General features: G+C 67.2%; 22 protein-coding genes. 19 read left to right on the top strand and 3 right to left on the bottom strand.

The window, feature by feature from the left end:
- The 3 genes from O3669_RS00990 to O3669_RS00980 form a co-directional block, all read left to right on the top strand.
- On the top strand, positions 1 to 1,627 hold a 1,627-nt coding region (locus O3669_RS00990), incomplete at its 5' end, for a PrsW family intramembrane metalloprotease (protein ID WP_371523285.1).
- A gap of 88 nt (positions 1,628 to 1,715) precedes the next feature.
- Positions 1,716 to 2,561 (top strand): PrsW family intramembrane metalloprotease, encoded by an 846-nt coding sequence (locus tag O3669_RS00985; RefSeq protein WP_371523284.1) that lies wholly within the window; start codon positions 1,716 to 1,718, stop codon positions 2,559 to 2,561.
- On the top strand, positions 2,558 to 3,085 hold the full coding sequence (locus O3669_RS00980; RefSeq protein WP_295920552.1) for an NUDIX hydrolase: 528 nt from the start codon (positions 2,558 to 2,560) through the stop codon (positions 3,083 to 3,085). The genes O3669_RS00985 and O3669_RS00980 overlap by 4 nt, the downstream gene beginning before the upstream one ends.
- Here O3669_RS00980 and serB read toward each other — a convergent pair.
- Together serB and O3669_RS00970 are read right to left on the bottom strand one after the other, a co-directional pair.
- The gene (gene serB, locus O3669_RS00975) at positions 3,082 to 3,789 is read right to left on the bottom strand and encodes a phosphoserine phosphatase SerB (protein WP_295920551.1); all 708 of its coding nucleotides are present in this window, start codon (positions 3,787 to 3,789) and stop codon (positions 3,082 to 3,084) included. The two genes, O3669_RS00980 and serB, sit on opposite strands and share 4 nt — an antisense overlap.
- Positions 3,786 to 5,021: a glucose-1-phosphate adenylyltransferase gene (locus tag O3669_RS00970; RefSeq protein ID WP_295967026.1), complete on the bottom strand. Its 1,236-nt coding sequence runs from the start codon at positions 5,019 to 5,021 to the stop codon at positions 3,786 to 3,788. Before O3669_RS00970 ends, serB begins: the two co-directional genes overlap by 4 nt.
- 171 nt (positions 5,022 to 5,192) lie before the next feature.
- On the opposite strand from O3669_RS00970, the gene glgA reads away from it, so the two are divergent.
- The 7 genes from glgA to O3669_RS00935 all read left to right on the top strand — a co-directional run bounded on the left by glgA (position 5,193) and on the right by O3669_RS00935 (position 13,734).
- Positions 5,193 to 6,416, top strand: coding sequence for a glycogen synthase (glgA, locus tag O3669_RS00965; protein WP_295920547.1), 1,224 nt, complete (start codon positions 5,193 to 5,195; stop codon positions 6,414 to 6,416).
- A gap of 36 nt (positions 6,417 to 6,452) precedes the next feature.
- Entirely contained in the window at positions 6,453 to 7,241 is a 789-nt protein-coding gene (locus O3669_RS00960) for an ATP-binding cassette domain-containing protein (RefSeq protein WP_314769989.1), read from the top strand.
- Positions 7,242 to 7,250: 9 nt separating this feature from the next.
- Positions 7,251 to 7,724 carry an NfeD family protein gene (locus O3669_RS00955; protein ID WP_371523282.1) on the top strand — a complete coding sequence of 158 codons (474 nt, stop codon included), beginning with the start codon at positions 7,251 to 7,253 and terminating at the stop codon, positions 7,722 to 7,724.
- A 42-nt stretch (positions 7,725 to 7,766) separates the two neighbouring features.
- Complete coding sequence (locus O3669_RS00950) at positions 7,767 to 8,726, top strand: SPFH domain-containing protein (protein WP_315281386.1); 960 nt, start codon at positions 7,767 to 7,769, stop codon at positions 8,724 to 8,726.
- A gap of 69 nt (positions 8,727 to 8,795) precedes the next feature.
- Complete coding sequence (locus O3669_RS00945) at positions 8,796 to 10,136, top strand: glutamine synthetase family protein (RefSeq protein ID WP_371523280.1); 1,341 nt, start codon at positions 8,796 to 8,798, stop codon at positions 10,134 to 10,136.
- Positions 10,133 to 13,066: a bifunctional [glutamine synthetase] adenylyltransferase/[glutamine synthetase]-adenylyl-L-tyrosine phosphorylase gene (locus O3669_RS00940; protein ID WP_371523279.1), complete on the top strand. Its 2,934-nt coding sequence runs from the start codon at positions 10,133 to 10,135 to the stop codon at positions 13,064 to 13,066. Before O3669_RS00945 ends, O3669_RS00940 begins: the two co-directional genes overlap by 4 nt.
- Positions 13,063 to 13,734 carry a histidine phosphatase family protein gene (locus O3669_RS00935; RefSeq protein WP_371523276.1) on the top strand — a complete coding sequence of 224 codons (672 nt, stop codon included), beginning with the start codon at positions 13,063 to 13,065 and terminating at the stop codon, positions 13,732 to 13,734. The genes O3669_RS00940 and O3669_RS00935 overlap by 4 nt, the downstream gene beginning before the upstream one ends.
- On the opposite strand, the gene O3669_RS00930 is transcribed toward O3669_RS00935, so the two are convergent.
- On the bottom strand, positions 13,722 to 13,979 hold the full coding sequence (locus tag O3669_RS00930) for a hypothetical protein (protein WP_371523274.1): 258 nt from the start codon (positions 13,977 to 13,979) through the stop codon (positions 13,722 to 13,724). The two genes, O3669_RS00935 and O3669_RS00930, sit on opposite strands and share 13 nt — an antisense overlap.
- 32 nt (positions 13,980 to 14,011) lie before the next feature.
- On the opposite strand from O3669_RS00930, the gene O3669_RS00925 reads away from it, so the two are divergent.
- The 9 genes from O3669_RS00925 (at position 14,012) to secD (ending at position 21,818) form a co-directional block, all read left to right on the top strand.
- Positions 14,012 to 14,494 (top strand): histidine phosphatase family protein, encoded by a 483-nt coding sequence (locus tag O3669_RS00925; protein WP_371523272.1) that lies wholly within the window; start codon positions 14,012 to 14,014, stop codon positions 14,492 to 14,494.
- A gap of 148 nt (positions 14,495 to 14,642) precedes the next feature.
- Positions 14,643 to 15,404, top strand: a complete 762-nt coding sequence (locus O3669_RS00920; protein ID WP_021611027.1) for a YebC/PmpR family DNA-binding transcriptional regulator — start codon at positions 14,643 to 14,645, stop codon at positions 15,402 to 15,404.
- 2 nt (positions 15,405 to 15,406) lie between these two features.
- A complete protein-coding gene (gene pdxS, locus O3669_RS00915; RefSeq protein ID WP_295917896.1) occupies positions 15,407 to 16,309 on the top strand; it encodes a pyridoxal 5'-phosphate synthase lyase subunit PdxS in 903 nt (300 codons plus the stop codon).
- Positions 16,303 to 16,896 carry a pyridoxal 5'-phosphate synthase glutaminase subunit PdxT gene (pdxT, locus tag O3669_RS00910; RefSeq protein WP_371523270.1) on the top strand — a complete coding sequence of 198 codons (594 nt, stop codon included), beginning with the start codon at positions 16,303 to 16,305 and terminating at the stop codon, positions 16,894 to 16,896. The genes pdxS and pdxT overlap by 7 nt, the downstream gene beginning before the upstream one ends.
- The gene (gene ruvC / locus O3669_RS00905) at positions 16,896 to 17,525 is read left to right on the top strand and encodes a crossover junction endodeoxyribonuclease RuvC (RefSeq protein WP_371523268.1); all 630 of its coding nucleotides are present in this window, start codon (positions 16,896 to 16,898) and stop codon (positions 17,523 to 17,525) included. The genes pdxT and ruvC overlap by 1 nt, the downstream gene beginning before the upstream one ends.
- 57 nt (positions 17,526 to 17,582) lie before the next feature.
- Positions 17,583 to 18,188, top strand: a complete 606-nt coding sequence (gene ruvA / locus O3669_RS00900) for a Holliday junction branch migration protein RuvA (RefSeq protein WP_371523266.1) — start codon at positions 17,583 to 17,585, stop codon at positions 18,186 to 18,188.
- Between the two features lie 19 nt (positions 18,189 to 18,207).
- Entirely contained in the window at positions 18,208 to 19,221 is a 1,014-nt protein-coding gene (gene ruvB, locus O3669_RS00895) for a Holliday junction branch migration DNA helicase RuvB (RefSeq protein WP_295917913.1), read from the top strand.
- Positions 19,222 to 19,398: 177 nt separating this feature from the next.
- Positions 19,399 to 19,803 carry a preprotein translocase subunit YajC gene (yajC, locus tag O3669_RS00890; protein ID WP_295917910.1) on the top strand — a complete coding sequence of 135 codons (405 nt, stop codon included), beginning with the start codon at positions 19,399 to 19,401 and terminating at the stop codon, positions 19,801 to 19,803.
- Positions 19,804 to 19,832: 29 nt separating this feature from the next.
- Entirely contained in the window at positions 19,833 to 21,818 is a 1,986-nt protein-coding gene (gene secD, locus O3669_RS00885; protein ID WP_371523265.1) for a protein translocase subunit SecD, read from the top strand.
- The last annotated feature ends 1 nt before the right edge of the window (position 21,819 follow it).

The following is a 21,819-nucleotide window of genomic DNA, read 5'->3' as shown; positions in this document are numbered from 1 at the left end:
GACGGCGGCTCCGGTCGCTTCCGCGCCAGCGCCCGCGGCGTCTGTTCCCGCTCCTTCCTCGGTGCCCGCTCAGACGGCGGCTCCGGTCGCTTCCGCGCCTGCGCCCGAGGTGGCCGTCCCCGCGTCTCCTGCGCCAGAGGCGGCCTCGGCTCCTGCTCCCTCCTCGGTGCCCGCTCCGGCGGCTGCTGTTGAGCCGACTGCGGCGGCTCCGGCTGCTTCCGCGCCTGCGCCCGAGGTGGCCGTCCCCGCGTCTGCTGCGCCTGAGCCGGCGGCGTCGGCTCCCGCGGCCTCCTCGGCCTCTACACCCCAGGGCCCGGTGACCAGCCCATCGACCGCGTCGCCCGCGCAACCAGCGCAGGGGCAGACGGCCTCGAACTCGGGGGGAGTCGGCCAATTCACGCCTCAGTTCGAGTCCTTTGTGCGCAGCGGCCCCACGATGCCGGGCCCCCTCACGGCGCAGTACCCGACGCTGGCTCCGCGCACGGCCCAGGTCTGGTCCGTGCCCAAGCCGAAGAAGAAGCCTCTTCCCATCTTCGAGTCGGTCGTTGCTGGTGCGGGAGCAGCGCTGATGATCGTCGGCGTGCTGGGTTTCCTCCAGGCAAGTGGCCCGGTTTTGACGGTCTTCCTGGCCATCTTGTGCATCGTGCCTCTCGCCATCGTCGTCTCGCTGCTTCTCTTCATCGACCGCTTTGAACCCGAACCCTTGGGGATGAAGCTTGCCGCGCTAGCGTGGGGCGGCGGTGTGTCAGTCTTCTTCGCGATCATGGGAAATGAATATGTTCAGTACTCCGTCACTGAACAAACGGGCGACGAAGTCCAAGGAATAGTATTCTCCGTCGTTGTCGGTGCACCGGTGGTCGAAGAACTGTTGAAGGGCCTTGGCGTTCTCGTTATCGTGTGGGCTCGCCGTACCCACATTTCATCTGCCATCGACGGACTTATCTACGCCGGCTTCGCAGCCTGCGGATTCCTAGTCGTCGAGGATTTCACCTACTTTGTGAGAGCAGTTTTGACGGACGGTGACCTCGGGCAGTTGTTCTTCCAACGTGTCGTCATGGGTGTCTTCGGTCACGTGATGTACACGAGCTGCATGGGCTGGGCGACAGGGTGGGCAGTCACCCGTGCCCGCTCGGCAGCCGCCGGATGCGGAGCTGTGGCCCTCGGCTGGTTCACGGGTATGCTCCTGCACGCCACGTGGAACGGCACTGCTGTCCTGTCTGGGGGCGACGAAGAACTGTTCTACACCTTCTACATGTTCATCCACATCCCGCTGTTCCTCTTGTGGTTCTTGTTCATCGCGCTGGCGATGAAGCGCGAACGACGCGACGCTGCCGCAGGCCTCATGCCCTACGTGGCGCAGGGGTGGATTATCCCCGCCGAGATTCAGATGGTGTGCGATCCTCGCTCACGCCGTGCCGCCCTGGCCTGGGCGTCCAACGGTGGGCCGTTGGCGAAGAAGGCAATGAAGCAGTTCATGTACGCGCTCGCCACACTCGGCCTGCACCAGGTTGTCATGAAGAATCGTGGTCCCGAGAAGGCGCGCATCACAGAATCGAGAGAGCTCGCGAAAGAAGCAACCTCACAACGCAAGATCTTCATGAAGCTCACACGTATGCGACGATTCTGACGTGTCGCTTCATGGCCGTTTCACCGGCTCCTCACAGGAACCGCACAGTATGAACGGCCATGATTGCGCCGACAGAAAGGAAACATACGTGACTAAAACTCTTTCGGCTCGCTCCTCGCGGGCTCTGACCGTGTGCTCGCTGCTGGTGATCATTGCGAGTATTCCCGCGCTGGGCTTCGAACTATATGACGCTCTGAGCGGTGTGCCAGCCGCCACGGCGGGAATCGCCGTGGGCGCGTCGTGCCTGAGCGCGCTTGTGGGGCTGGTGTTCCTGGCGGTTGTCGCCCGAGGTGGGCCTTCGTTCCTATCCTGGATCGCCGCCTTCGCATGGGGGACCGGCGGGGCACTAATCATGGCCGGCTTCGGCAACGACTACGTGGACGGCGTAGTCGAGGCCAGCGCTCTGAGAAGTGAGACCGTCTACTTCGTGACGTCGGTCGTGACGGGTCCCGTCGTCGAAGAGAGTGTGAAGGGCATCGGTGTGCTCATCCTGGTCCTGGCTGCGCGCGCGGTCTTGGAGCGCCCGTCTCAGGGCGCGGTCCTGGGTGCTCTCGTGGGCCTCGGGTTTGCCTGGGGTGAGGACATCGGCTACTACGTGGCGGCACTCAAGGACGGCATGAGCGGCCTGTGGGAGTCCTTCCTGGCCCGCGCCCTCCTCGGTGCCTTCGGGCACGCTATCTTCACGGGCGTCTTCGGATTCGCGCTGTGCTGGGCGATCCTGCGCGCGAAGAATGTCTTCGTCGGGATCGCCGCGGGCCTCGGCGGTTTCGCGGGAGCCGTGCTCCTGCACGCGCAGGCCAACGGAGTTGGCTTCCTTGCGCCGGAGGACTCGTGGAACCTGACCTACGGGTCGATTGAAATCCCGGTGTTCATCGTCAGTGTCGCCCTGCTCGTGTGGGGGCTGCGTCGTCGGCGGGCTACCCTGGAGGCATGAGCGCACTCGACTGGCCATTGGACGCGGACGGCTATCCCCACCGGGAGGCCGCCCGCGTCCTCCTTTTCGACGACGCGGGCAGAGTTCTGCTGGCGATGGGACACGACGAGGATCAGCCCGATCGCGCCTGGTGGTTCACGATCGGTGGCGGCATCGAGGAGGGGGAGGACCCCCGCGCCGCCGCCGTGCGCGAGGTATTCGAGGAGACCGGGCTGCGCCTCGACGCGCACGAGCTGGTCGGGCCCGTCCTGTATCGGACCGCCGAGTTCGACTTCCTGGCGGTCACCGCGCGCCAGGACGAGTGGTTCTTTATCGCCCGCGCCCCGTCAACTGACTTGAGCCGAGACGGATGGACGGACCTGGAGCGCTCCGTCATCGACGCGCAGCGCTGGTGGGACATCGACGAGGCCGCGGCCAGCATCGACGGCGAGATCTACCCCGCGCAGATCCTTGAGTTTGCGCGCGCATGGAAGGACGGCTGGGACGGTCACCTCATTGAGCTGACCGACACCCGCGAACCCTAGAGTGCTCCCTGAGCGGGGGCCAGGCCCAGGGGAGCGATCGCCAGCGACAGGTCGGCAACGTTGAGCTGGACCGACACCTGCTCGCGCACCGCCGGCTTTGCGCAAAACGCGATGCCAACCCCGGCCTCGTGCATCATCGGGATGTCGTTCGCGCCGTCGCCGATCGCGACCGTGCGCTCCATGGGCACACCCAGGGACGAGGCCCACTCACGCAGGCACTCCACCTTGACCTGGGAGGTCACGATCCTGCCCAGCACGCGGCCCGTCAGATAGCCGTCCACAACCTCCAGGCGGTTGGCCGCGTAGAAGTCGATGCCGAGGGAGGCCGCCAAGGGAGCGACCACCTCCTCGAAGCCACCCGACACGACGCCGAAGTGCCCGCCCGCGGCATGGACGGCGTCGATCAGCTCGCGGGCGCCCTTCGTCGGAGTGATGCGAGCCAGGACGTCGGCGAAGACGCTGTGCGGAACGCCCCTCAACGTCGCAACCCGCTCGCGCAACGACTCCGCGAAATCCAGCTCGCCGTTCATCGCGCGTGCGGTCACCGCGGCGACCTGCTCGCGAGTGCCAGCGGCCTCGGCCAGCTCCTCGATGACCTCTTGAGTGATCAGCGTCGAATCAACGTCGGTGACGACGAGGCCGGGTGCCCCGCTAGCAAACAGCAGCGGTGCACCCGGCTCATCGAGATGGTGAGGGGAACTCACTTGGTGACGACCGTGCCCTTGGGAACGACCGTGATGCCCGACTCGGTAACCGTGAAGCCGCGCTCGATATCGTACTCGTGATTGACGCCGACCTCGGCGCCTTCCTCAACGACGACGTTCTTATCCAGAATCGTCTTCACGACCCGCGCATGGCGACCGATGCGGCAGCCGTGCATAACGACCGAATCCTCGATCTTCGCCCACGAATGGACGTAGGTATTCGGGGACAGGACCGAGCGCACGACCTCACCGCCGGAGACAATCACGCCGGGCGACACGAAGGAGTCCACCGCGTGGCCCAGGCGATCCTGGTCGCCGTAGACGAACTTCGCGGGCGGCAGCGATCCGTCGATCATCGTCATCGTCGGCCACTCGCGGTTGTACAGGTTGAACACCGGGTGCACCGAGATGAGGTCCATGTTCGCCTCGTAGTAGGCGTCCAGCGTACCAACGTCGCGCCAGTAATCGCGGTCGCGGTCGGTCGAACCCGGCACGTCGTTGTCCTGGAAGTCGTAGACGCCGCACTCGCCGCGCTCGACGAACCACGGGATGATGTTGCCACCCATGTCGTGCTTCGAATCGGGGTTAGCAGCGTCCTCACGCAGAGCGTTGACCAGGTCCTTCGTGGTGAAGACGTAGTTGCCCATCGACGCCAGGACCTTGGTGGGATCGTCCGGCAGGCCCTCGGCGTGCTGAGGCTTCTCCAGGAAGTTCTTCACGACGCCGTCCTCACCGTCGATGACACCCAGGGCGGGAGCGAGCTCGATCGGCTGACGGATACCGGCGACCGTGGCCGGCAGGCCCGACTTGATGTGGTGGTCGACCATCTGCGAGAAGTCCATGCGGTAGATGTTGTCCGCACCGATGATGACGATGTACTCGGGCGCCTCGTCGTCGACGATGTTCAGCGACTGGTAGATGGCGTCCGCGCTGCCCAGGTACCAGTGGGGCCCGCGACGCTGCTGAGCCGGAACAGGCGCAATGAAGTTGCCGAGCAGGGGGGAGGTGTACCAGGTCTTCGTGACGTGGCGGTCAAGGGAGTGCGACTTGTACTGAGTCAGCACGACGATCTTGAGGTATCCGGAGTTCACGATATTCGACAGAGCGAAATCGATCAGACGGAAATGACCTCCAAACGGAACGGCAGGCTTCGCGCGATCCGCCGTCAGCGGCATCAGACGCTTACCTTCACCGCCCGCAAGAACAATCGCTAGAACGTGGTTCTTTGCCATACGGCACCTCTTCGTTGGTCGTTTTGGGCGCGCACCGGTGCAGGCCCGTGGGTGTAGTCACACTGTATTACAAATGTCCATCGATTGCTGCACCGTCTCGTTTCGGTTTCGATGCCCGTGATTTCGGATACTATGTGTTACACGCGTCGCCACTGTCGGAAGGACCACATCATGCGCGTTGATCTGCTCACCCGCGAATACCCGCCCCACGTCTACGGCGGAGCCGGTGTCCATGTTCTCGAGTTGGCCAAGGTGCTGCGCGGCCTCGTCGATGACCTGCGAGTGCAGGCCTTCGATGGCCCCCGCGAGCCCGGAACTGATGGAGCCGATCCGGGGGTGACCGGTCACTCGGACCTGCCCCAGCTTGAGGGAGCTAACGCAGCGCTGCGTACCCTCGGTGTCGACCTCGAGATTGCCGCCGCGTGTGAGGGCTCGGACCTGGTGCACTCGCACACCTGGTACGCCAACTTCGCCGGTCACGTCGCCTCGCTCCTCGGCGACATCCCCCACGTCATCTCCGCTCACTCGCTCGAGCCGCTGCGTCCCTGGAAGGCCGAGCAGCTCGGCGGCGGCTACCGCCTGTCCTCCTACGTGGAGAAGACTGCCTACGAGGCTGCCAGCGCCATCGTGGCCGTCTCCAATGGCATGCGCGACGACATCCTGCGCTGCTACCCGGGCGTGGACCCCGAGCGCGTCCACGTCATCCACAACGGCATCGACCTGAACAAGTGGCACGCACCCGTCGGCGAGGCCGGGGATGAGCTGCGCGCACGCGTCCTGGCGGAGCACGGCATCGATCCGTCGCGCCGCACGGTCGTCTTCGTTGGCCGCATTACCCGTCAGAAGGGCCTGCCCTACTTCCTGCGCGCCGCCCGCCTGCTGCCCGACGACGTCCAGCTCGTCCTGTGCGCCGGCGCCCCGGACACCCCGGAGATCGCCGCCGAGGTCGAGGGCCTGGTCGCCGAGCTTCGCGCCACCCGCTCCGGCGTCGTGCTCATCTCCGAGATGCTCCCGCAGCCCGAGGTCGCGGCCATCCTCTCCGCCGCGCAGGTCTTCATCACGCCCTCGGTGTACGAGCCCCTCGGCATCGTCAACCTGGAGGCCATGGCTCTCGGCCTGCCCGTCGTCGGCACGGCCACCGGCGGTATCCCCGACGTCATCGTCGATGGCGAGACCGGCTACCTGGTGCCGATCGATCAGATGCAGGACGGCACGGGCACGCCGCTCGATCCCGAGACGTTCCAACGTGACATGGCTGATCGCCTGATCCGCGTGCTGGATGACCCCGAGCTGGGCCGCCGCATGGGCGAGGCCGGGCTCGTGCGCGCTCGCGAGCATTTCTCCTGGGAAGCGATCGGCGTCAAGACCGCCGAGCTGTACCGCTCGCTCGTCTGAGACGCGCGCGGTGTCTAACACGACTAGGCTTGATGCATGACTTACGTCCTGAATCTTTCCCATGTGTCCCTCACGCGAGGAGACACGCAGGTCCTGTCCGACGTCTCGTGGTCGACGCGTCCGCGCCAGCACTGGGTCATCGTCGGCCCCAACGGCGCGGGCAAGACGACGCTCGCTCGAGTCGCCTCTGGGAGGGTCGCGCCTGATTCAGGCGACGTGACCCTGTCCGAGACTGACATTGCGCACGCCGATCCCGCTGAGGTCGCAACGCGCGTCGGCTTGGCCTCGGCTGCCGTGGCGGCGAAGATCGTCCCCACCCAGTCCGTGTTGGACACCGTGCGCAGCGCGGCCTGGGGCCTGGCTGTTGCCCATGACGAGGAGTACGAGGATGTCGACGACGCGCGCGCGGCCGCGCTCATGGAGATCTTCGGCGTTGACCATCTCGCCCAGCGAGAGTTTTCCACGCTCTCCGAGGGCGAGGCGCAGCGGGTCCTTCTCGCGCGAGCGCTCATGACCGACCCGGAAGTGCTGGTCCTCGACGAACCCACCTCCGGCCTCGACCTGGGTGCCCGCGAGTTGCTGATTGCTGCGCTTTCGGAGATAATGAAGGGTTCGAAATCTCCGCAGATCATCCTGGTGACCCACCAGATCGAGGAGATTCCTGACGGCGTGACGCACTGCGCGATCATGTCGCAGGGGCAGATTGCCCACCAGGGTCCCATCGAGGACGTGCTGACGGGCGTCAATCTGTCGCAGGTCTACGGAATGCCGCTGCTCGCCGGACGTGCCGACGGCCGCTGGTGGGCGCGCGGCGTCACCGACTAAGGGGGATATATGACTACCTGGTGGCTGTGGATTCTCGCCGCCCTCGTGTGCGGCATCATCGAGGTCATGAGCGTCAGCTTCGTGTTCCTCATGTTCGCGATTGGCGCCTTGGCGGCGGGTATCGCCGGTGCCTTCGGCGCCAATGAGGCAATTCAGGTGATCGTGTTCGTCGTCGTGACGGTGGCGCTTCTGGTCGGTTTGCGCCCCTTCCTGAAGGGACGCATCGAGAGGTCGGCCGGCGACGTGCGCACGAACACCGGCGCCCTGCTCGGCAAGACGGGGTATGTCACCGAGGTCGTGGGTGAGCGGCACGGTCGCATCCAGTTTTCTGGTGGCGAGTGGAGCGCGCGAACGCAAGGCCCTGAGCTTCCCGTTGGTGCCGAGGTGCGCGTCGATCGTATCGACGGAGCAACCGCTGTCGTGAGCGCCCTCAATCCGGCGGGGTCGGCACCTACCCAGCCGTCTGCGGGTTCGGCCTCCTGAAAGCCCCGCTTCCTGTCAGAGACGTAAGAAAGGAAATACGTTATGAGTTCCGGTCAAGTCATCGGCAACATCGCGGTGATCGTGGTCCTCACGCTCATTGTTTTCGTTGTCATTTCGCTGGTGCGTGCGGTGAGGATTGTCCCGCAGTCGCAGGCGTACGTTGTTGAACGCCTTGGTCGCTACCAGGCGGTCCTGGAGGGTGGCTTCCACCTGCTGGTTCCCTTCGTGGACCGCGTCGCCGCGCGCATCGACCTTCGTGAGCAGGTCGCGAACTTCCCGCCCCAGCCTGTCATCACCGCCGACCAGGCGATGGTGTCGATCGACTCCGTGATCTACTTCCAGATCACCGCTCCGCGCAGCGCGACCTACGAGGTCGCGAACTTCCTGCAGGCGATCGAGCAGCTCACCGCGACCACGCTGCGTAACCTGATCGGTTCCCTCGATCTGGAGCAGACGCAGACCTCGCGCGAGTCCATCAACAAGCAGCTGCGCGGCGTCCTCGATGAGGCGACGGGTCCGTGGGGCATCCGCGTGACCCGCGTCGAGCTCAAGTCGATCGAGCCGCCGCCGCGAGTCCTGGCTGCCATGGAGCAGCAGATCACCGCCGAGCGCACCAAGCGCGCCACGATTCTGACCGCCGAGGCCGAGCGTGAGGCGCAGATCAAGAAGGCCGAGGGTGCCAAGCAGGCTGCCGTTCTGGCCGCTTCCGCCCAGCAGGAGGCTCAGGTGCTGCAGGCTAAGGGCCAGAAGGAAGCCCTGATCCTGCAGGCCGAGGGCGCCCGCCAAGCGCAGATCCTGCGCGCTCAGGGTGAGTCCGAGGCCATTCAGACGGTCTTCGCCGCGATCAACGCGGGCAAGGCCACGCCGGAGCTGCTCTCCTACAAGTACCTGGAGATGCTGCCGAAGATCGCCGATGGACAGGCGTCCAAGCTGTGGATGGTTCCTTCCGATCTGACCGGCGCACTGGAATCCATCTCGAAGGGTTTCGGTCTGGGCAAGTAGACTGGAGCCTATGCCGGGCCGACCGCAGTCCCTGCGGTCGGCCCGTCGTCTATCTACGGGAGGACAACGGTGGATTCGCATCAGGAGCATGTGCTGCGCGAGGTCGCGCAGAAGAATATCCGTTTCATTCGGCTGTGGTTCACGGACGTCGCGGGCGTCTTAAAGTCGATCTCGATTGATCCGGGTGAGCTGGAGGACGCTTTCACCGAGGGTATTGGCTTCGACGGCTCGGCCGTCGAGGGCCTGACCCGCGTGTTTGAATCCGACATGCTGCTCATGCCCGATGCCTCGACCTTTCAGCTGTTGCCGTGGCGCTCCAACGAGGATCCCGTCGCCCGCATGTTCTGCGACGTGCTCATGCCCGACGGTCGCCCGGCGCCCTCGGATCCTCGCGGCGTCCTGGAGCGTGTCGTCGAGCGCGCCGCCGACGCGGGCTTCCGCGTCATGATGCATCCCGAGATCGAGTTCTATCTGCTGCGACAGCCCGTCACCCCTGAGCGCATGGTGCCCGTGGACCAGGCGGGCTATTTCGATCACGTGGCCCGAGGGGACTCCAACGACTTCCGCCGCCGTGCCGTGCGCATGCTGGAGGATATGGGGATCCCCGTCGAGTTCTCTCACCACGAGGGAGGCCCCGGCCAGAACGAGATCGACCTGCGGGCCGTTGACCCGGTCCGAGCGGCCGACAACATCATGACGGCCCGCACGGTCATCGAAGAGGTGGCCCTGCGCGAAGAGCTGGTCGCCACCTTCATGCCCAAGCCCTTTATCGAACACCCGGGGTCGGGCATGCACACGCACCTCTCGCTCTTCGAGGGTGAGGAGAACGCGTTCTTCTCCCCGTCGGGGCAGTACCGCCTCTCCACGACCGGGCGGCGTTTCATCGCGGGCCTGCTCGCGCACGCCGGGGACATCGCGGCGATCACGAACCAGCACGTCAACTCCTACAAGCGCCTGTGGGGCGGGGGAGAGGCCCCGTCCTACGTGTGCTGGGGGCACCTCAACCGCTCGGCTCTCGTGCGCGTGCCCCTCTACAAGCCGAAGAAGAGCGCGTCGGCGCGCATTGAGTACCGCGCCCCCGACCCGAGTGCGAACCCGTACTTGGCGTTCGCCGTCATGATCGCGGCCGGCCTGGACGGCATCGAGAAGAAGATGGAGCTCATGCCGGAGGCCGAGGATAACGTGTGGGATCTGTCCGATCGCGAGCGCCAGGTGATGGGTATCCACGCCCTGCCGACCTCCCTGTCGGACGCGGTGCGTGAGATGAAGAAGTCGGAGCTGGTCGCCTCCACGCTCGGAGAGCAGGTCTTCGACTACGTCATCCGTAACAAGCGCAAGGAATGGACGGAGTACCGCCAGCAGATCACGCGACAGGAACTTGAGCAATTCTTGAAGGTTGTTCCCCGGTGACCCCCGACGATCTGCGGGTCGCGGGCTTCCTGGACGCGCGCCGGGCCCTGTCGTTCCTCGAGGAGCTGCCTGCGGGGCAGTCGTGGGTGGGTGACCTGAGCGCGTCGGCCGATCCCGACCAGGCCCTGCTGCAGGCGGTGCGTTTGCGCGAGGCCGACCCCGGCCTCGTCGATGCCCTGAGCGCGGACGAGCGCGCCCGTCGGCGCGTGTGCGCGATCCTGGGGGGGAGCCAGTGGTTGGGTGACTACGTCATCGCCGAGCCCGAGCGCGCCGCCGCCATCAATGAGGATCCGGGTGATCCTCGGGATGTCCTGTTCGAGGCCGTGGGAGCTCGCGCGCTCAGCTCCGGTGCGTGGGTGGCCGCGCAGGAGGCCACCGCCGACGACCTGCGCGCCGCCTACCGCCGGGTGCTGCTGCACCTGGCCGCCGACGACCTGACGAGCGCAAGCCCCGAGGAGGCCATGCCGAGCGTGGGCGCGCGCATCGCGGACCTGGTGGACGCCACGATGGACGCGGGCCTGGCCCTGGCACGCCGCGACGTCGACCCCGAGGGCACGGTTCCCTTCGCGATCATCGCGATGGGCAAGACCGGCGCGCGCGAGCTCAACTACATCTCCGACGTGGATGTTATCTACGTCGCCAAGGCCGGGGCGGACGGGGACGAACGAAGCGCCCTGGAGAAAGCAACCCGCCTGGCCTCAGCCACGGCCTCGGCCTGCTCGGGGCCGGGCACGCAGGCGCCGCTGTGGACCGTGGACGCGAACCTGCGACCCGAGGGGCGCAACGGCGTGCTCGTGCGCACGATCGAGTCCTACCGCCAGTACTGGGACAAATGGGCGCAAACCTGGGAGTTCCAGGCGCTGCTCAAGGCGCGTGCGTGCGCGGGCGACCTGCAGCTCGGCCGCGCCTTCGAGGAAGCCGCCCAGCCCTACGTGTGGGCCGCTTCGGCGCGTGAGGGCTTCGTGGAGGCGGCGCGCGCGATGCGCCGGCGCGTCGAAGACAACATTTCTCGCTCCCACGCCTCGCGTGAGCTCAAGCTCGGCCGCGGCGGCCTGCGCGACGTCGAGTTCACCGTGCAACTCCTCCAGCTGGTTCACGGGCGCACCGACGCGTTCTTGCGGGTGCGCTCGACCCTGGAGGCGATCGAGGCGCTGCGCGAGGGCGGCTATATCGCCCGATCCGACGCGGACCAACTCGCCTCGTGCTACCGATTCTTGCGCGCCGTGGAGCATCGCACGCAGTTGCCGCGCATGCGCCGCAATCACCTGATCCCCGATAAGGACCGCGACCTGCGGGTTCTGGGACGGGCCATGGACCCGGCGCGGTTTCCCGACGCTGACGCGATCCGCACGGCCATCGACGAGGTGCGCGCCAGCGTGCGCGCCCTGCACGAGGACGTGTTCTACCGGCCGATCATCGCGGCCACCGCATCCCTGCGTGAAGACGAGGTTTCCCTGCATGCCGAGGGTGCGCGCGACCGGTTGGCGGCCATCGGCTACCGCGATCCCGCCGGCGCCCTCACACACATCGCAGCCCTCACGCAGGGGACCAGTCGGCGCGCCGCGATCCAGCGCCACCTGCTTCCCGTGTTCATTTCGTGGCTTGCGGGCGGCGCGGACCCCGACATGGGCCTGCTCAACTTCCGCATCCTGTCCGAGGACATCGGCGAGTCCCACTGGTACCTGGCGCTCCTACGCGACTCGGGGGTCGCCGCGCGCAGGCTCACGACGATGCTGCCGAACTCGCGCTGGATCGCCGACGCGCTGGCCAAGCGGCCCGAGGCCGTGGCGTGGCTGGACGACGACGCCGAGCTGGCCCCGCGAGAGCCGCAGCGCCTCGCCCGCGAGGTGGCCGCCCTTATCGACCGGCACGACGACCCGACGGAGGCGGCGGCGCGCGTGCGGGCCGTGCGCACCCGCGAGCTGACGCGCGCCGCGATGAGCGACCTCCTGGGCGGCGTCAACCCGCGCGGTCACGCGATCGCCGACGCGACGGACGCGGCCCTGCTCGGTGCGCTGGCGATTGCGGGGCGCGAGGATGCCGAGCGGTGGGGGGCCGAGCGCGCCCGCGTCACCTTCGTGGCGATGGGACGCTACGGCGGGCGTGAGTGCTCCTACGCCTCCGACGCCGACGTCATCGCCCTGCACGAGGCGGTGGGCGGTGCCTCCGATTCCGAGGCGGCGGCCAGCGCGACGGCGATTGTCAACCGGGTCAAGAAGCTCCTGGGGTCGGCGACCAGCCAGCTCGGCATCGTCGTCGACCTCGACCTGCGCCCCGAGGGCAAGAACGGCCCGATGAGCCGAACGATCGCCTCGCACGAGGAGTACGCGCAGCGTTGGGCCTCCACATGGGAGCGCCAGGCGGCCGTGCGCGCCCGGCCCATCGGAGACGGTGAGCTGGCGCAGGCTGCCAGGTCTCTTTTTGAGTCCATGGCCTACCGGGACGTGAGCGAGGCAGAGGTGCGCGACATCCGCCTGCTCAAGGCCCGCATGGAAAACGAGCGCCTGCCGCGCGGCACGGAGCCCGCCCGCCACGTCAAGCTCGGCCCCGGTGGGCTCAGCGACGTCGAGTGGACGATCCAGCTCATCCAGATGCGCCACGGGCGCGAGGTTGAGGCCCTGCGCACGTCGTCGACGACCGACGCGATTGCGGCCGCCCGCGACGCAGGGCTGTTGGAAGCGCCCGACGCCGAGATTCTCTTGAATGCCTGGGATCTGGCCACGCGCATCCGCGCCGGCAACACCCTGGCGACTGGGCGCATGAGCGGTGTGAAGCTTGACGTTGTGCCTCGTGACAGCGCCGAGCTGGGGGCGCTTGCCGCTATCCTCGGGTACGGGAGCGGCGGGCTGACCGCCCTCGAAGAAGACTGGTTGCGCGCGGCACGACAGGCGCGCGACGTGATGGAACGAGCTTTCTGGGAGCAGCAGTGAAAATTGTGCTGGTACGGCATGGACAGACCCCCGCCAACCGTCTGGGGGCTCTGGACACGGTCCGCCCCGGCCTCGGCCTGACCGACGAGGGCCTGGCTCAAGCGACCCGCCTGGCGGAGCGCTGGGAGTCCGAGGTCGCGGCCCCGCCCACGGTCATCGCGCTGTCCGGCCTGTACCGCACGCGCCTGACGGCCGCGCCGCTGGCCGCCCGCTTCGGGCTCACGCCGCTGGTGTGCCCGGGGATTCGCGAGCTGCGCTCGGGCGACCTGGAGATGGCGGCCGATCCCGCCTCCCAGATGCAATACGTGTGCACGACCCTGTCGTGGTGCGCGGGGGATCTCGATAACCGGATGCCGGGTGGGGAGAGTGGGCGCGAGGCCCTGGCCCGCTCCCTGGAGACCGTGCGCCGCGTGGGACTGGCCGCGCGCGAACAAGCGGGGGAGGACGCCGTCGCGGTGTTCGTCATCCACGGCGCGCTCACGCGCCTGCTGGCCACCTGGCTGTCGGCCGACATTGACGAGGCCCTCGTGTCGAAGCACTTCATGTCGAACACGGGCACGACCACCTTCGAGTGGGCGCCGGGCTTCGCCCCGGCCTCGGCCTCCGAGCTGGCCAAGGGCCTGCACGCCCTGACCTGGAACGACCGTCCCCTCGATCAGTGGGACTGAGCGGCCTCGGCGCCTGATTCCTCGCCGCCAGGGGAGGAGGGGGCGACGAACTCTGAGACCTCGTAGGGGAACGAGCGATACGCGAAGTACCCCTCCAGGTAGGACAGGTGCTCCTCGCACGCGAGCCACGTTTTCGTGCGGGCGCGGTGGATCGCCGGATTACGCCAGTCGATCCGGTAGATCGCGGCGTTCGTGCATTCGCGCGCCGAGCAGATGCCCGAGGTGCTTTCGACTCCCAGAGCCATGGTGTCCTCCCGATGCGGTTACGCTTGGAAGTATGCCAACCCTCGTTCTCGTTCGCCACGCGCAGGCCGCCTACAACTACCCCGACCGTTCCCGCCCGCTCACCGACGCCGGACGCGACCAGGCCGCGCGCCTCGGGGCGACCCTCGCCCGCGAGATCGGCGCATTCAGCGTCGCCGTCTCCTCCGACGCCCAGCGCGCCCGCGAGACCTTCGCGGCGATCCTCACGCGCGCGGGCGCCGACGAAGCCTGGCACGACCGCTCCATCTACGATGGCGGTGAGGAGGAGATCATCGAGCTGGCCCGCACCTTCACCGGGCAGGCAGGCCTCATCGTCGGCCACGAACCCGTCATCTCCTACGCCGGGTACATCCTCGCCCGCCAGGAGGACCGAGGGGCCGCCGACAGGGGAGTTCCCACCGCCACCGCGCTCGTCCTCTCCTTCGACGGCGCGTGGGAGGACCTCGCGCCCGAAACATGCGCCATGAGGGTCTTCTACACCCCACCCACCCGCTAGCTTGCGTGCCCCGGGGAGGCGGCCACGGCCTCGTCCCTGATCCTGTGACGGTGTTTACGTTTGTCCACGAGGACGCCACACACATAGGGAAGGCGCCCCTCAACGCGATAGAATGTGCCGGTATCTATCCACCCAACAGGGAGAAGTGATGTCGGGACACTCTAAGTGGGCGACCACTAAGCACAAGAAGGCCGCCATTGACGCCAAGCGCGGCAAGCTCTTCGCGCGCCTCATCAAGAACATTGAGGTTGCGGCTCGCACGGGCGGCGGCGACCCCGCTGGCAACCCGACGCTGTACGACGCCATCCAGAAGGCGAAGAAGAACTCCGTCCCCGCCGACAACATCGACCGCGCCGTCAAGCGTGGCTCCGGTGCCGAGGCCGGCGGCGCCAACTACGAGACGATCATGTACGAGGGCTACGGCCCCAACGGTGTCGCCTTCCTGGTGGAATGTCTGACGGATAACCGCAACCGCGCCGCCTCCGACGTGCGCCTGGGCTTCACCCGCCACGGCGGCTCCCTGGCCGACCCGGGTTCGGTCTCCTACTTGTTCTCGCGTCGCGGCGTCGTCGAGGTGCCCGCCGCCGACGGTGTGGATGAGGAATCCATCATGATGGCCGTCCTGGACGCCGGAGCCGAAGAGGTCGAGGACGCCGGCGAGCTCTTCGTCATCGAATCCGACCCCAAGGACGTCGTCGCCGTGCGCACCGCCCTGCAGGAGGCCGGCATCGACTACGACTCCGCCGAAGTCCAGTTCGTCGCCTCCACCGAGGTCGAGCTCGATCTCGAGGGCGCCCTGAAGGTCAACAAGCTCATCGACGTTCTCGAGGACTCCGATGACGTGCAGAACATCTACACGAACATGTCGCTGAGCGACGAGGTTCGTGCCCAGCTGGAAGAGCAGGAGTAACCATGAGCGAGAGCACCGCGAAGCGCGAGGTCGGCACCCCGCAGGTCAAGCGCGGTATGGCCCAGATGCTCAAGGGCGGCGTCATCATGGACGTCGTCACCCCCGAGCAGGCCAAGATCGCCGAGGACGCGGGCGCCGTGGCCGTCATGGCCCTCGAGCGCGTCCCCGCCGACATCCGCGCCCAGGGCGGCGTGGCCCGCATGTCCGACCCCGACCTGATCGAAGGCATCATCGAGGCCGTGTCCATCCCCGTGATGGCGAAGGCCCGCATTGGTCACTTCGTCGAGGCCCAGGTCCTGCAGTCCCTCGGCGTCGACTACATCGATGAGTCCGAGGTCCTCACCCCCGCGGACTACAGCCACCACATCGACAAGTGGAACTTCACCGTTCCCTTCGTCTGCGGCGCCACCAACCTCGGTGAGGCGCTGCGCCGCATCAACGAGGGCGCTGCCATGATCCGCTCTAAGGGCGAGGCCGGCACCGGCGACGTCTCGAACGCGACGACGCACATGCGTAAGATCCGCGACGAGATCCGCCACCTGACCTCCCTGCCCGAGGACGAGCTCTACGTCGCGGCCAAGGAACTCCAGGCCCCCTACGAGCTCGTCGCCGAGGTCGCCCGCGAGGGTCGCCTCCCCGTCGTGCTCTTCACGGCCGGTGGCATCGCCACCCCCGCCGACGCTGCCATGATGATGCAGCTGGGTGCCGAGGGCGTCTTCGTGGGTTCGGGCATCTTCAAGTCCGGCGACCCCGCCAAGCGCGCGGCCGCGATCGTCAAGGCCACGACCTTCTACGACGATCCGTCCGTCATCGCCGAGGTCTCCCGTGGTCTCGGCGAGGCCATGGTCGGCATTAACGTTGACGACCTGCCGGTCGATCACCGCCTCGCGGAGCGCGGATGGTGACCATCGGCGTTCTCGCCCTGCAGGGCGACGTCGCAGAGCACGTGCGGGCGCTGGAAAACTCCGGCGCCCGCGCGCTGCTTGTGCGCAGGGTTTCTGAGCTCGACCAGGTCGACGGCCTGGTCATCCCGGGCGGCGAGTCGACCACCATGTCGAACCTGCTGCTCTCCTTCGGACTGTTTGATGAGCTGCACGACCGCATCGCGTCCGGCCTGCCGGTCTACGGCACGTGCGCGGGCATGATCATGCTCGCCTCGTCCATTCTCGATGGACGTGAGGATCAGCGTTCCTTCGGCGCGCTCGACATGGTCGTGCGCCGTAACGCCTTCGGACGCCAGGTCGACTCCTACGAGGAGGACCTGGACGTCGAGGGCCTTGAAGGCGGTCCCTTCCACGCCGTGTTCATCCGCGCCCCCTGGGTCGAATCGGTGGGCGAGGGCGTCGAGGTTATCGCGCGTGCCGGCAACAGCGCCGACGGCCCAATTGTCGCGGTGCGCCGCGGCAACGTCATGGCGACGTCCTTCCACCCCGAGGTCGGCGGAGACGACCGCATTCACGCCATGTTCGTCGACATGGTGACCCGCGCCTGATGCGCGTCATGGGCATCGACCCGGGCCTGACGCGCTGCGGCCTGGGCGTCGTCGACGTGGACCCCTCGCGTCGAGCGAGCCTCGTCTACGTCGGCGTCGCCCGCACCGACAAGGACCTGGCGACGCACTTCCGGCTGCGCACGATCGCGGACGCGATCGACTCCGTCATCGAGCAGTACCGGCCCGAGGTCGTCGCCATCGAGCGCGTTTTCGCCCAGGACAACCTGCAGTCGGTGACGGCCACGATGCAGGTGATGGGGGCGGCCATGACCTGCGTGGGACGGGCGGGCCTTCCCATGGCGGTCCACACGCCCTCGGAGGTCAAGTCCGCCGTGTCCGGCAACGGCAATGCGGACAAAGCGCAGGTGCAGACGATGGTCGCGCGCATCCTCGGCCTCGCTAAGGCACCGAAACCCGCGGACGCTGCCGACGCGCTCGCAATCGCGATCACGCACGCGTGGCGGGGGACCGGCCTGCTTGGTGCCCCCGAGGACTCGTCGGTCGCAGTCTCCATCTCGGGCCGCCTGACCTCGCGCGGCTCGATGACTCCCGCGCAGCGGGCGTGGGCCGAGGCCCAGGCCGCGCAACGCCGGACGGGTGCCGTCGATCCTCGGCGCCGACGCGGCTAGAATCGTACATATGTTCGCTCACCGCTCGGTGGGCCTCGTGCCAGGGAAAGGACAGCAGTGATCTCGCTTCTGCGCGGCATCGTCGCAAGCGTCGGACTCGACCACATGGACATCGTGGTCGGGGGCATCGGCTTTCGCGTCCACGTGACGCCCGCCTTCGCGCAGGCGGCCCCGCGCGATCAGGAGATCACCGTGTATACCTCGATGATCGTGCGCGAAGATTCGATGACCCTCTACGGCTTCGAGTCGGCCGACGAGCGTGACGTCTTCACCAAGCTCCTGTCGGTGTCGGGCATCGGCCCGAAGATCGCGCTGGCAGCCCTGGCCGTCCTGCGCCCCGACGACCTGCGCCGCGCCGTGCGCGACCAGGATCTGGCTACGCTCCAGCGCATCCCCGGCGTGGGCAAGAAGTCCGCTCAGCGCATGGCCCTGGAAATCGGGGACAAGCTGGGCACACCCGCGGCGCTGCCCGGCGTCGACGCCGCCCCCGCCCCCGCGCCCTCCGAGGATGCGGTCGCCTCCGAGGTCAGCGCCGCACTGGTGGGTCTGGGCTGGTCCGAGGCACAGGCCGCCAAGGCCATCGAGAAACTCGCGGGCAGCGGTTTGGGCGCCTCCGACATGCTGCGCGCCGCTCTGGTGAGCCTGGGAGGCGGCCGTGGCTGAACAGCCCGACATCGAGACGATGCGCATTGTCGCCCCGGATGCGGGCGAGCTGGAACGCGCGGCCGAGGCCGCCCTGCGTCCCAAGAAGCTATCGGAGTTTGTGGGCCAGCGCGTCGTGCGAGGCCAGTTGCAGCTGGTCCTCGACGCCGCTCGCATGCGCGCCGCCACCCCCGACCACGTCCTGCTCGCCGGCCCTCCTGGCCTGGGCAAGACGACCCTCGCCATGATTATCGCCGCAGAGATGGGAACATCCCTGCGCCTGACCTCAGGTCCCGCGATCCAGCACGCGGGCGACCTTGCCGCGATTCTGTCGGGCCTGCAGGAAGGCGACATCCTCTTCATCGATGAGATTCACCGCCTCGCGCGCACCGCCGAGGAGATGCTCTATCTCGCGATGGAGGACTTCCGCGTCGACGTCGTCGTCGGTAAGGGCCCCGGCGCGACCTCCATCCCCCTGACGCTGCCGCCGTTCACGGTCGTGGGTGCGACCACGCGCTCCGGCCTGCTCCCGGCCCCACTGCGCGACCGCTTCGGCTTCACCGCGCACCTCGAGTTCTATGAGACCGACGAACTACAGTCGGTCGTCACTCGCTCGGCATCCCTGCTCGGTTCGCCCATCGACGCGCGCGCCGCCCACGAGATCGCCTCGCGTTCGCGAGGCACGCCACGCATCGCCAATCGCCTGCTGCGCCGCGTCGTCGACTACGCGCAGGTCCATGGTGACGGAACACTCACCCTGGACGCCGCGCGCGGAGCCCTCGAGCTCTTCGAGGTGGACCCCTCCGGCCTGGACCGCCTGGACCGAGCGGTTCTCGAGGCCGTGTGCCGTCGCTTCGCCGGCGGACCCGTGGGCTTGACAACCCTGTCCGTCACCATCGGTGAGGAAGCGGAAACCGTCGAGACTGTCGCAGAACCGTACCTGGTGCGCGAGGGTTTCCTCGTGCGCACCAACCGCGGACGCATGGCAACCCCGAAAGCCTGGGCACACCTCGGCCTGAACCCGCCCGCCCCCGACGGCGCCCTTTTCGACTAGGGGAGCGGGCCTCGTCGATCGAGCCCCGCCGTTCGTCGTGCGACGATGACAAGGACCGACGAGTGGCGGCCGGCGCCGCGCCGCACGGATATCACTTAGGCTAAAACCCTCCTGCGGCATTAAACTGTCACAGTGCGCTTCAAGCGCCCGACCGTCATCGAAAGTGAACCAGCCATTATGAACAACTACGCCCTCATGGGCCTGCTCGTCGTCATGATCGCCTTCATGTGGTGGAGCTCGCGCTCGCGCAAGAAGCAGATGGAGAAGATGGAGGAGGAGAAGCGTGAGCAGCTCGCTGCCGTGACCCCCGGCAAGTGGGTTCGCACCCGCGTCGGCTTCTGGGGCCGTTTCGTCGACCTGGATGGTGACATCGTCGTCCTGGAGACGACCGATGGTCACGAAATGTACTGGGAGCGCGAGATGATCGCCGAGATCGGCGGCCAGCCGCCCCTCGCCCGTGCAGAAGAAGATGAGGCGTCCGAGAGCGCCGACGTCGAGGACGCCAGCGACGAGGGCGAGGCCATCCTGGGTCTCGACGACACCACCTCCTCGTCCAAGGACACCGACGAGCAGCAGAAGTAAGTCATCAAGGCTGAACGGAAAGTAGAACCGTGGCATCTCATAAGCGACGCCCTGTGCGCGCGCTCGTGACGCTGATCGTCGCCATCGTGGCGGCGTGCGCGGCGCTTGCGCTTGGGCATTTCACCAAGGGGGTATCGCCATACCCCGACCTGGCCCTCGATCTCAAGGGCGGCACCCAGCTCATCCTGACCCCGACCGTGACGGCCGAGGGACAGCGCGAGATCACCGACGAGGACATCACTCAGGCAATCTCGATTATTCGTAACCGAATCGATGCCTCGGGTGTGTCCGAGTCCGAGATCTCCTCTCTGGGCAACTCGAACATCATGGTGTCGATCCCTGGCACCCCCTCCCAGGAGCAGCTGGACCTGATCCGCGCCTCCTCGCAGATGAACTTCCGCCCGGTGCTGCGCATGGGCCTGGCCCAGAACTTGATGCCGACTGCACAGGGACAGACGCAGATCGGGACGGCTGACCAGACCGCGCAGTCCGGTCAGGCTGCGCAGTCCGGTGAGGCCACCCAGTCCGGTGAGGCTGCCCAGTCCGGTGAGGCCACGCAGTCGGGTGAGGCTGCCCAGTCGGCTGAGGCTGCCCAGTCGGCTGACGCCGCACAGTCCGGCCAGAGCGAGGTGCGTTCGACCGCCCTCGACGAGGCCACTGCGATGAGTATCGCCGATAAGAACGGCGACGGCGTCCTGTCGGACACCCCCGCTTCCGAGCCGGCCAACGCCTCGGACATGGCATGGGAGACCGAGCAGGTCCAGTACGACTTCCTGACCCTGGACTGCTCGGCCGCCGCCGACGTTAAGCGCGTAGAGGGCCCGGCCGACAAGCCTTACGCAGCCTGCGATGACTCCGGTCAGATCAAGTACATCCTCGGTCCCGTCGCCGTCCCCGGCTCCGACCTCTCGTCGGCCACCGCGGGCCTCGTGCGCACGCAGACCGGCGGCTCGACCGGCCAGTGGTCCGTCTCCCTGCAGTTCAACGCCGCGGGATCGGAGAAGTTCAAGGAAACCTCCACGATTCTGTACGGCTACCACAACTCCGATCCGCAGGGTTCCACGTCCGGCCAGGGCACCCCGGACCGTAACCACTTCGCCGTCGTTCTCGATGGAACGGTCATCACCGCCCCCTCGATGAACGCGATTATTCCCAACGGCCAGGCCGAGATCACGGGTAACTTCACGGCAGTGTCGTCACGAACGCTCGCCAACCAGCTGAGCTTTGGCTCACTGCCCCTGAACTTCGAGGTCGAGTCCGAGCAGCAGATCTCCGCGACCATCGGCACCGACCACCTGACGGTGGGCCTGTGGGCGGCCCTCATCGGCTTCCTCCTGGTCATCCTCTACCTGATCTGGCAGTACCGCGGCCTGGCGATCATCTCCGCTGGCTCGCTCATCGTCGCCTCGATCATCACCTACCTGGTCATCGCACTGCTGTCCTGGTGGATGGGCTATCGCCTGTCCTTGGCCGGCGTCGCTGGCCTGATCATGGCGATCGGTGTGACGACGGACTCGTTCATCGTGTACTTCGAGCGCGTCCGTGACGAGGTCCGAGACGGACGTCCGCTGCGCGCCGCCGTCGAAGAGGGCTGGGACCGCGCCAAGCGCACGATTCTGGTCTCCGACGCGGTCAACCTCGTCGCAGCCGTTGTCCTGTACCTGCTGGCCGTGGGTGGCGTTCAGGGCTTCGCCTTTACGCTCGGCGTCACGACCGTCATCGACATCGCCGTGATCTTCCTGTTCACGCACCCGATGATGGAGCTGCTTATCCGCACGCGCTTCTTCGGTCAGGGCCACAAGCTCTCGGGCCTGGATCCGGAGCACCTGGGTGCCAAGAACGCCCTCGTGTACGCGGGCCGCGGTCGCGTCGTCGCGCGCGGCGAGTCGACCTCGGCGCCCAACAAGGACGAGGCCGGGGACGGCATGTCGATCGCCGAGCGTCGCCGCGCGGCGCGCCTGGCAGCGCAAAAGTCCGAGGCCAACGCTGGCGTGACCGAGGAAGGGGAGAACTGAC

The organism is Pauljensenia sp. 20925_1_34, from assembly GCF_041432775.1.
Classification (GTDB): domain Bacteria; phylum Actinomycetota; class Actinomycetes; order Actinomycetales; family Actinomycetaceae; genus Pauljensenia.
The sequence above is the reverse complement of the archived record's forward strand: the minus strand, read 5'-3'. Positions and strand labels throughout refer to the sequence as shown.

What these genes read in the sequence shown, in the direction of transcription:
- O3669_RS00980 (WP_295920552.1), top strand. Translation starts at nt 2,558, where the DNA reads ATGAGCGCACTCGACTGGCCATTGGACGCGGACGGCTATCCCCACCGG.
- O3669_RS00970 (WP_295967026.1), bottom strand. Translation starts at nt 5,021, where the DNA reads ATGGCAAAGAACCACGTTCTAGCGATTGTTCTTGCGGGCGGTGAAGGT.
- glgA (WP_295920547.1), top strand. Translation starts at nt 5,193, where the DNA reads ATGCGCGTTGATCTGCTCACCCGCGAATACCCGCCCCACGTCTACGGC.
- O3669_RS00960 (WP_314769989.1), top strand. Translation starts at nt 6,453, where the DNA reads ATGACTTACGTCCTGAATCTTTCCCATGTGTCCCTCACGCGAGGAGAC.
- O3669_RS00955 (WP_371523282.1), top strand. Translation starts at nt 7,251, where the DNA reads ATGACTACCTGGTGGCTGTGGATTCTCGCCGCCCTCGTGTGCGGCATC.
- O3669_RS00950 (WP_315281386.1), top strand. Translation starts at nt 7,767, where the DNA reads ATGAGTTCCGGTCAAGTCATCGGCAACATCGCGGTGATCGTGGTCCTC.
- O3669_RS00930 (WP_371523274.1), bottom strand. Translation starts at nt 13,979, where the DNA reads ATGGCTCTGGGAGTCGAAAGCACCTCGGGCATCTGCTCGGCGCGCGAA.
- O3669_RS00925 (WP_371523272.1), top strand. Translation starts at nt 14,012, where the DNA reads ATGCCAACCCTCGTTCTCGTTCGCCACGCGCAGGCCGCCTACAACTAC.
- O3669_RS00920 (WP_021611027.1), top strand. Translation starts at nt 14,643, where the DNA reads ATGTCGGGACACTCTAAGTGGGCGACCACTAAGCACAAGAAGGCCGCC.
- pdxS (WP_295917896.1), top strand. Translation starts at nt 15,407, where the DNA reads ATGAGCGAGAGCACCGCGAAGCGCGAGGTCGGCACCCCGCAGGTCAAG.
- pdxT (WP_371523270.1), top strand. Translation starts at nt 16,303, where the DNA reads ATGGTGACCATCGGCGTTCTCGCCCTGCAGGGCGACGTCGCAGAGCAC.
- ruvC (WP_371523268.1), top strand. Translation starts at nt 16,896, where the DNA reads ATGCGCGTCATGGGCATCGACCCGGGCCTGACGCGCTGCGGCCTGGGC.
- ruvB (WP_295917913.1), top strand. Translation starts at nt 18,208, where the DNA reads ATGCGCATTGTCGCCCCGGATGCGGGCGAGCTGGAACGCGCGGCCGAG.
- yajC (WP_295917910.1), top strand. Translation starts at nt 19,399, where the DNA reads ATGAACAACTACGCCCTCATGGGCCTGCTCGTCGTCATGATCGCCTTC.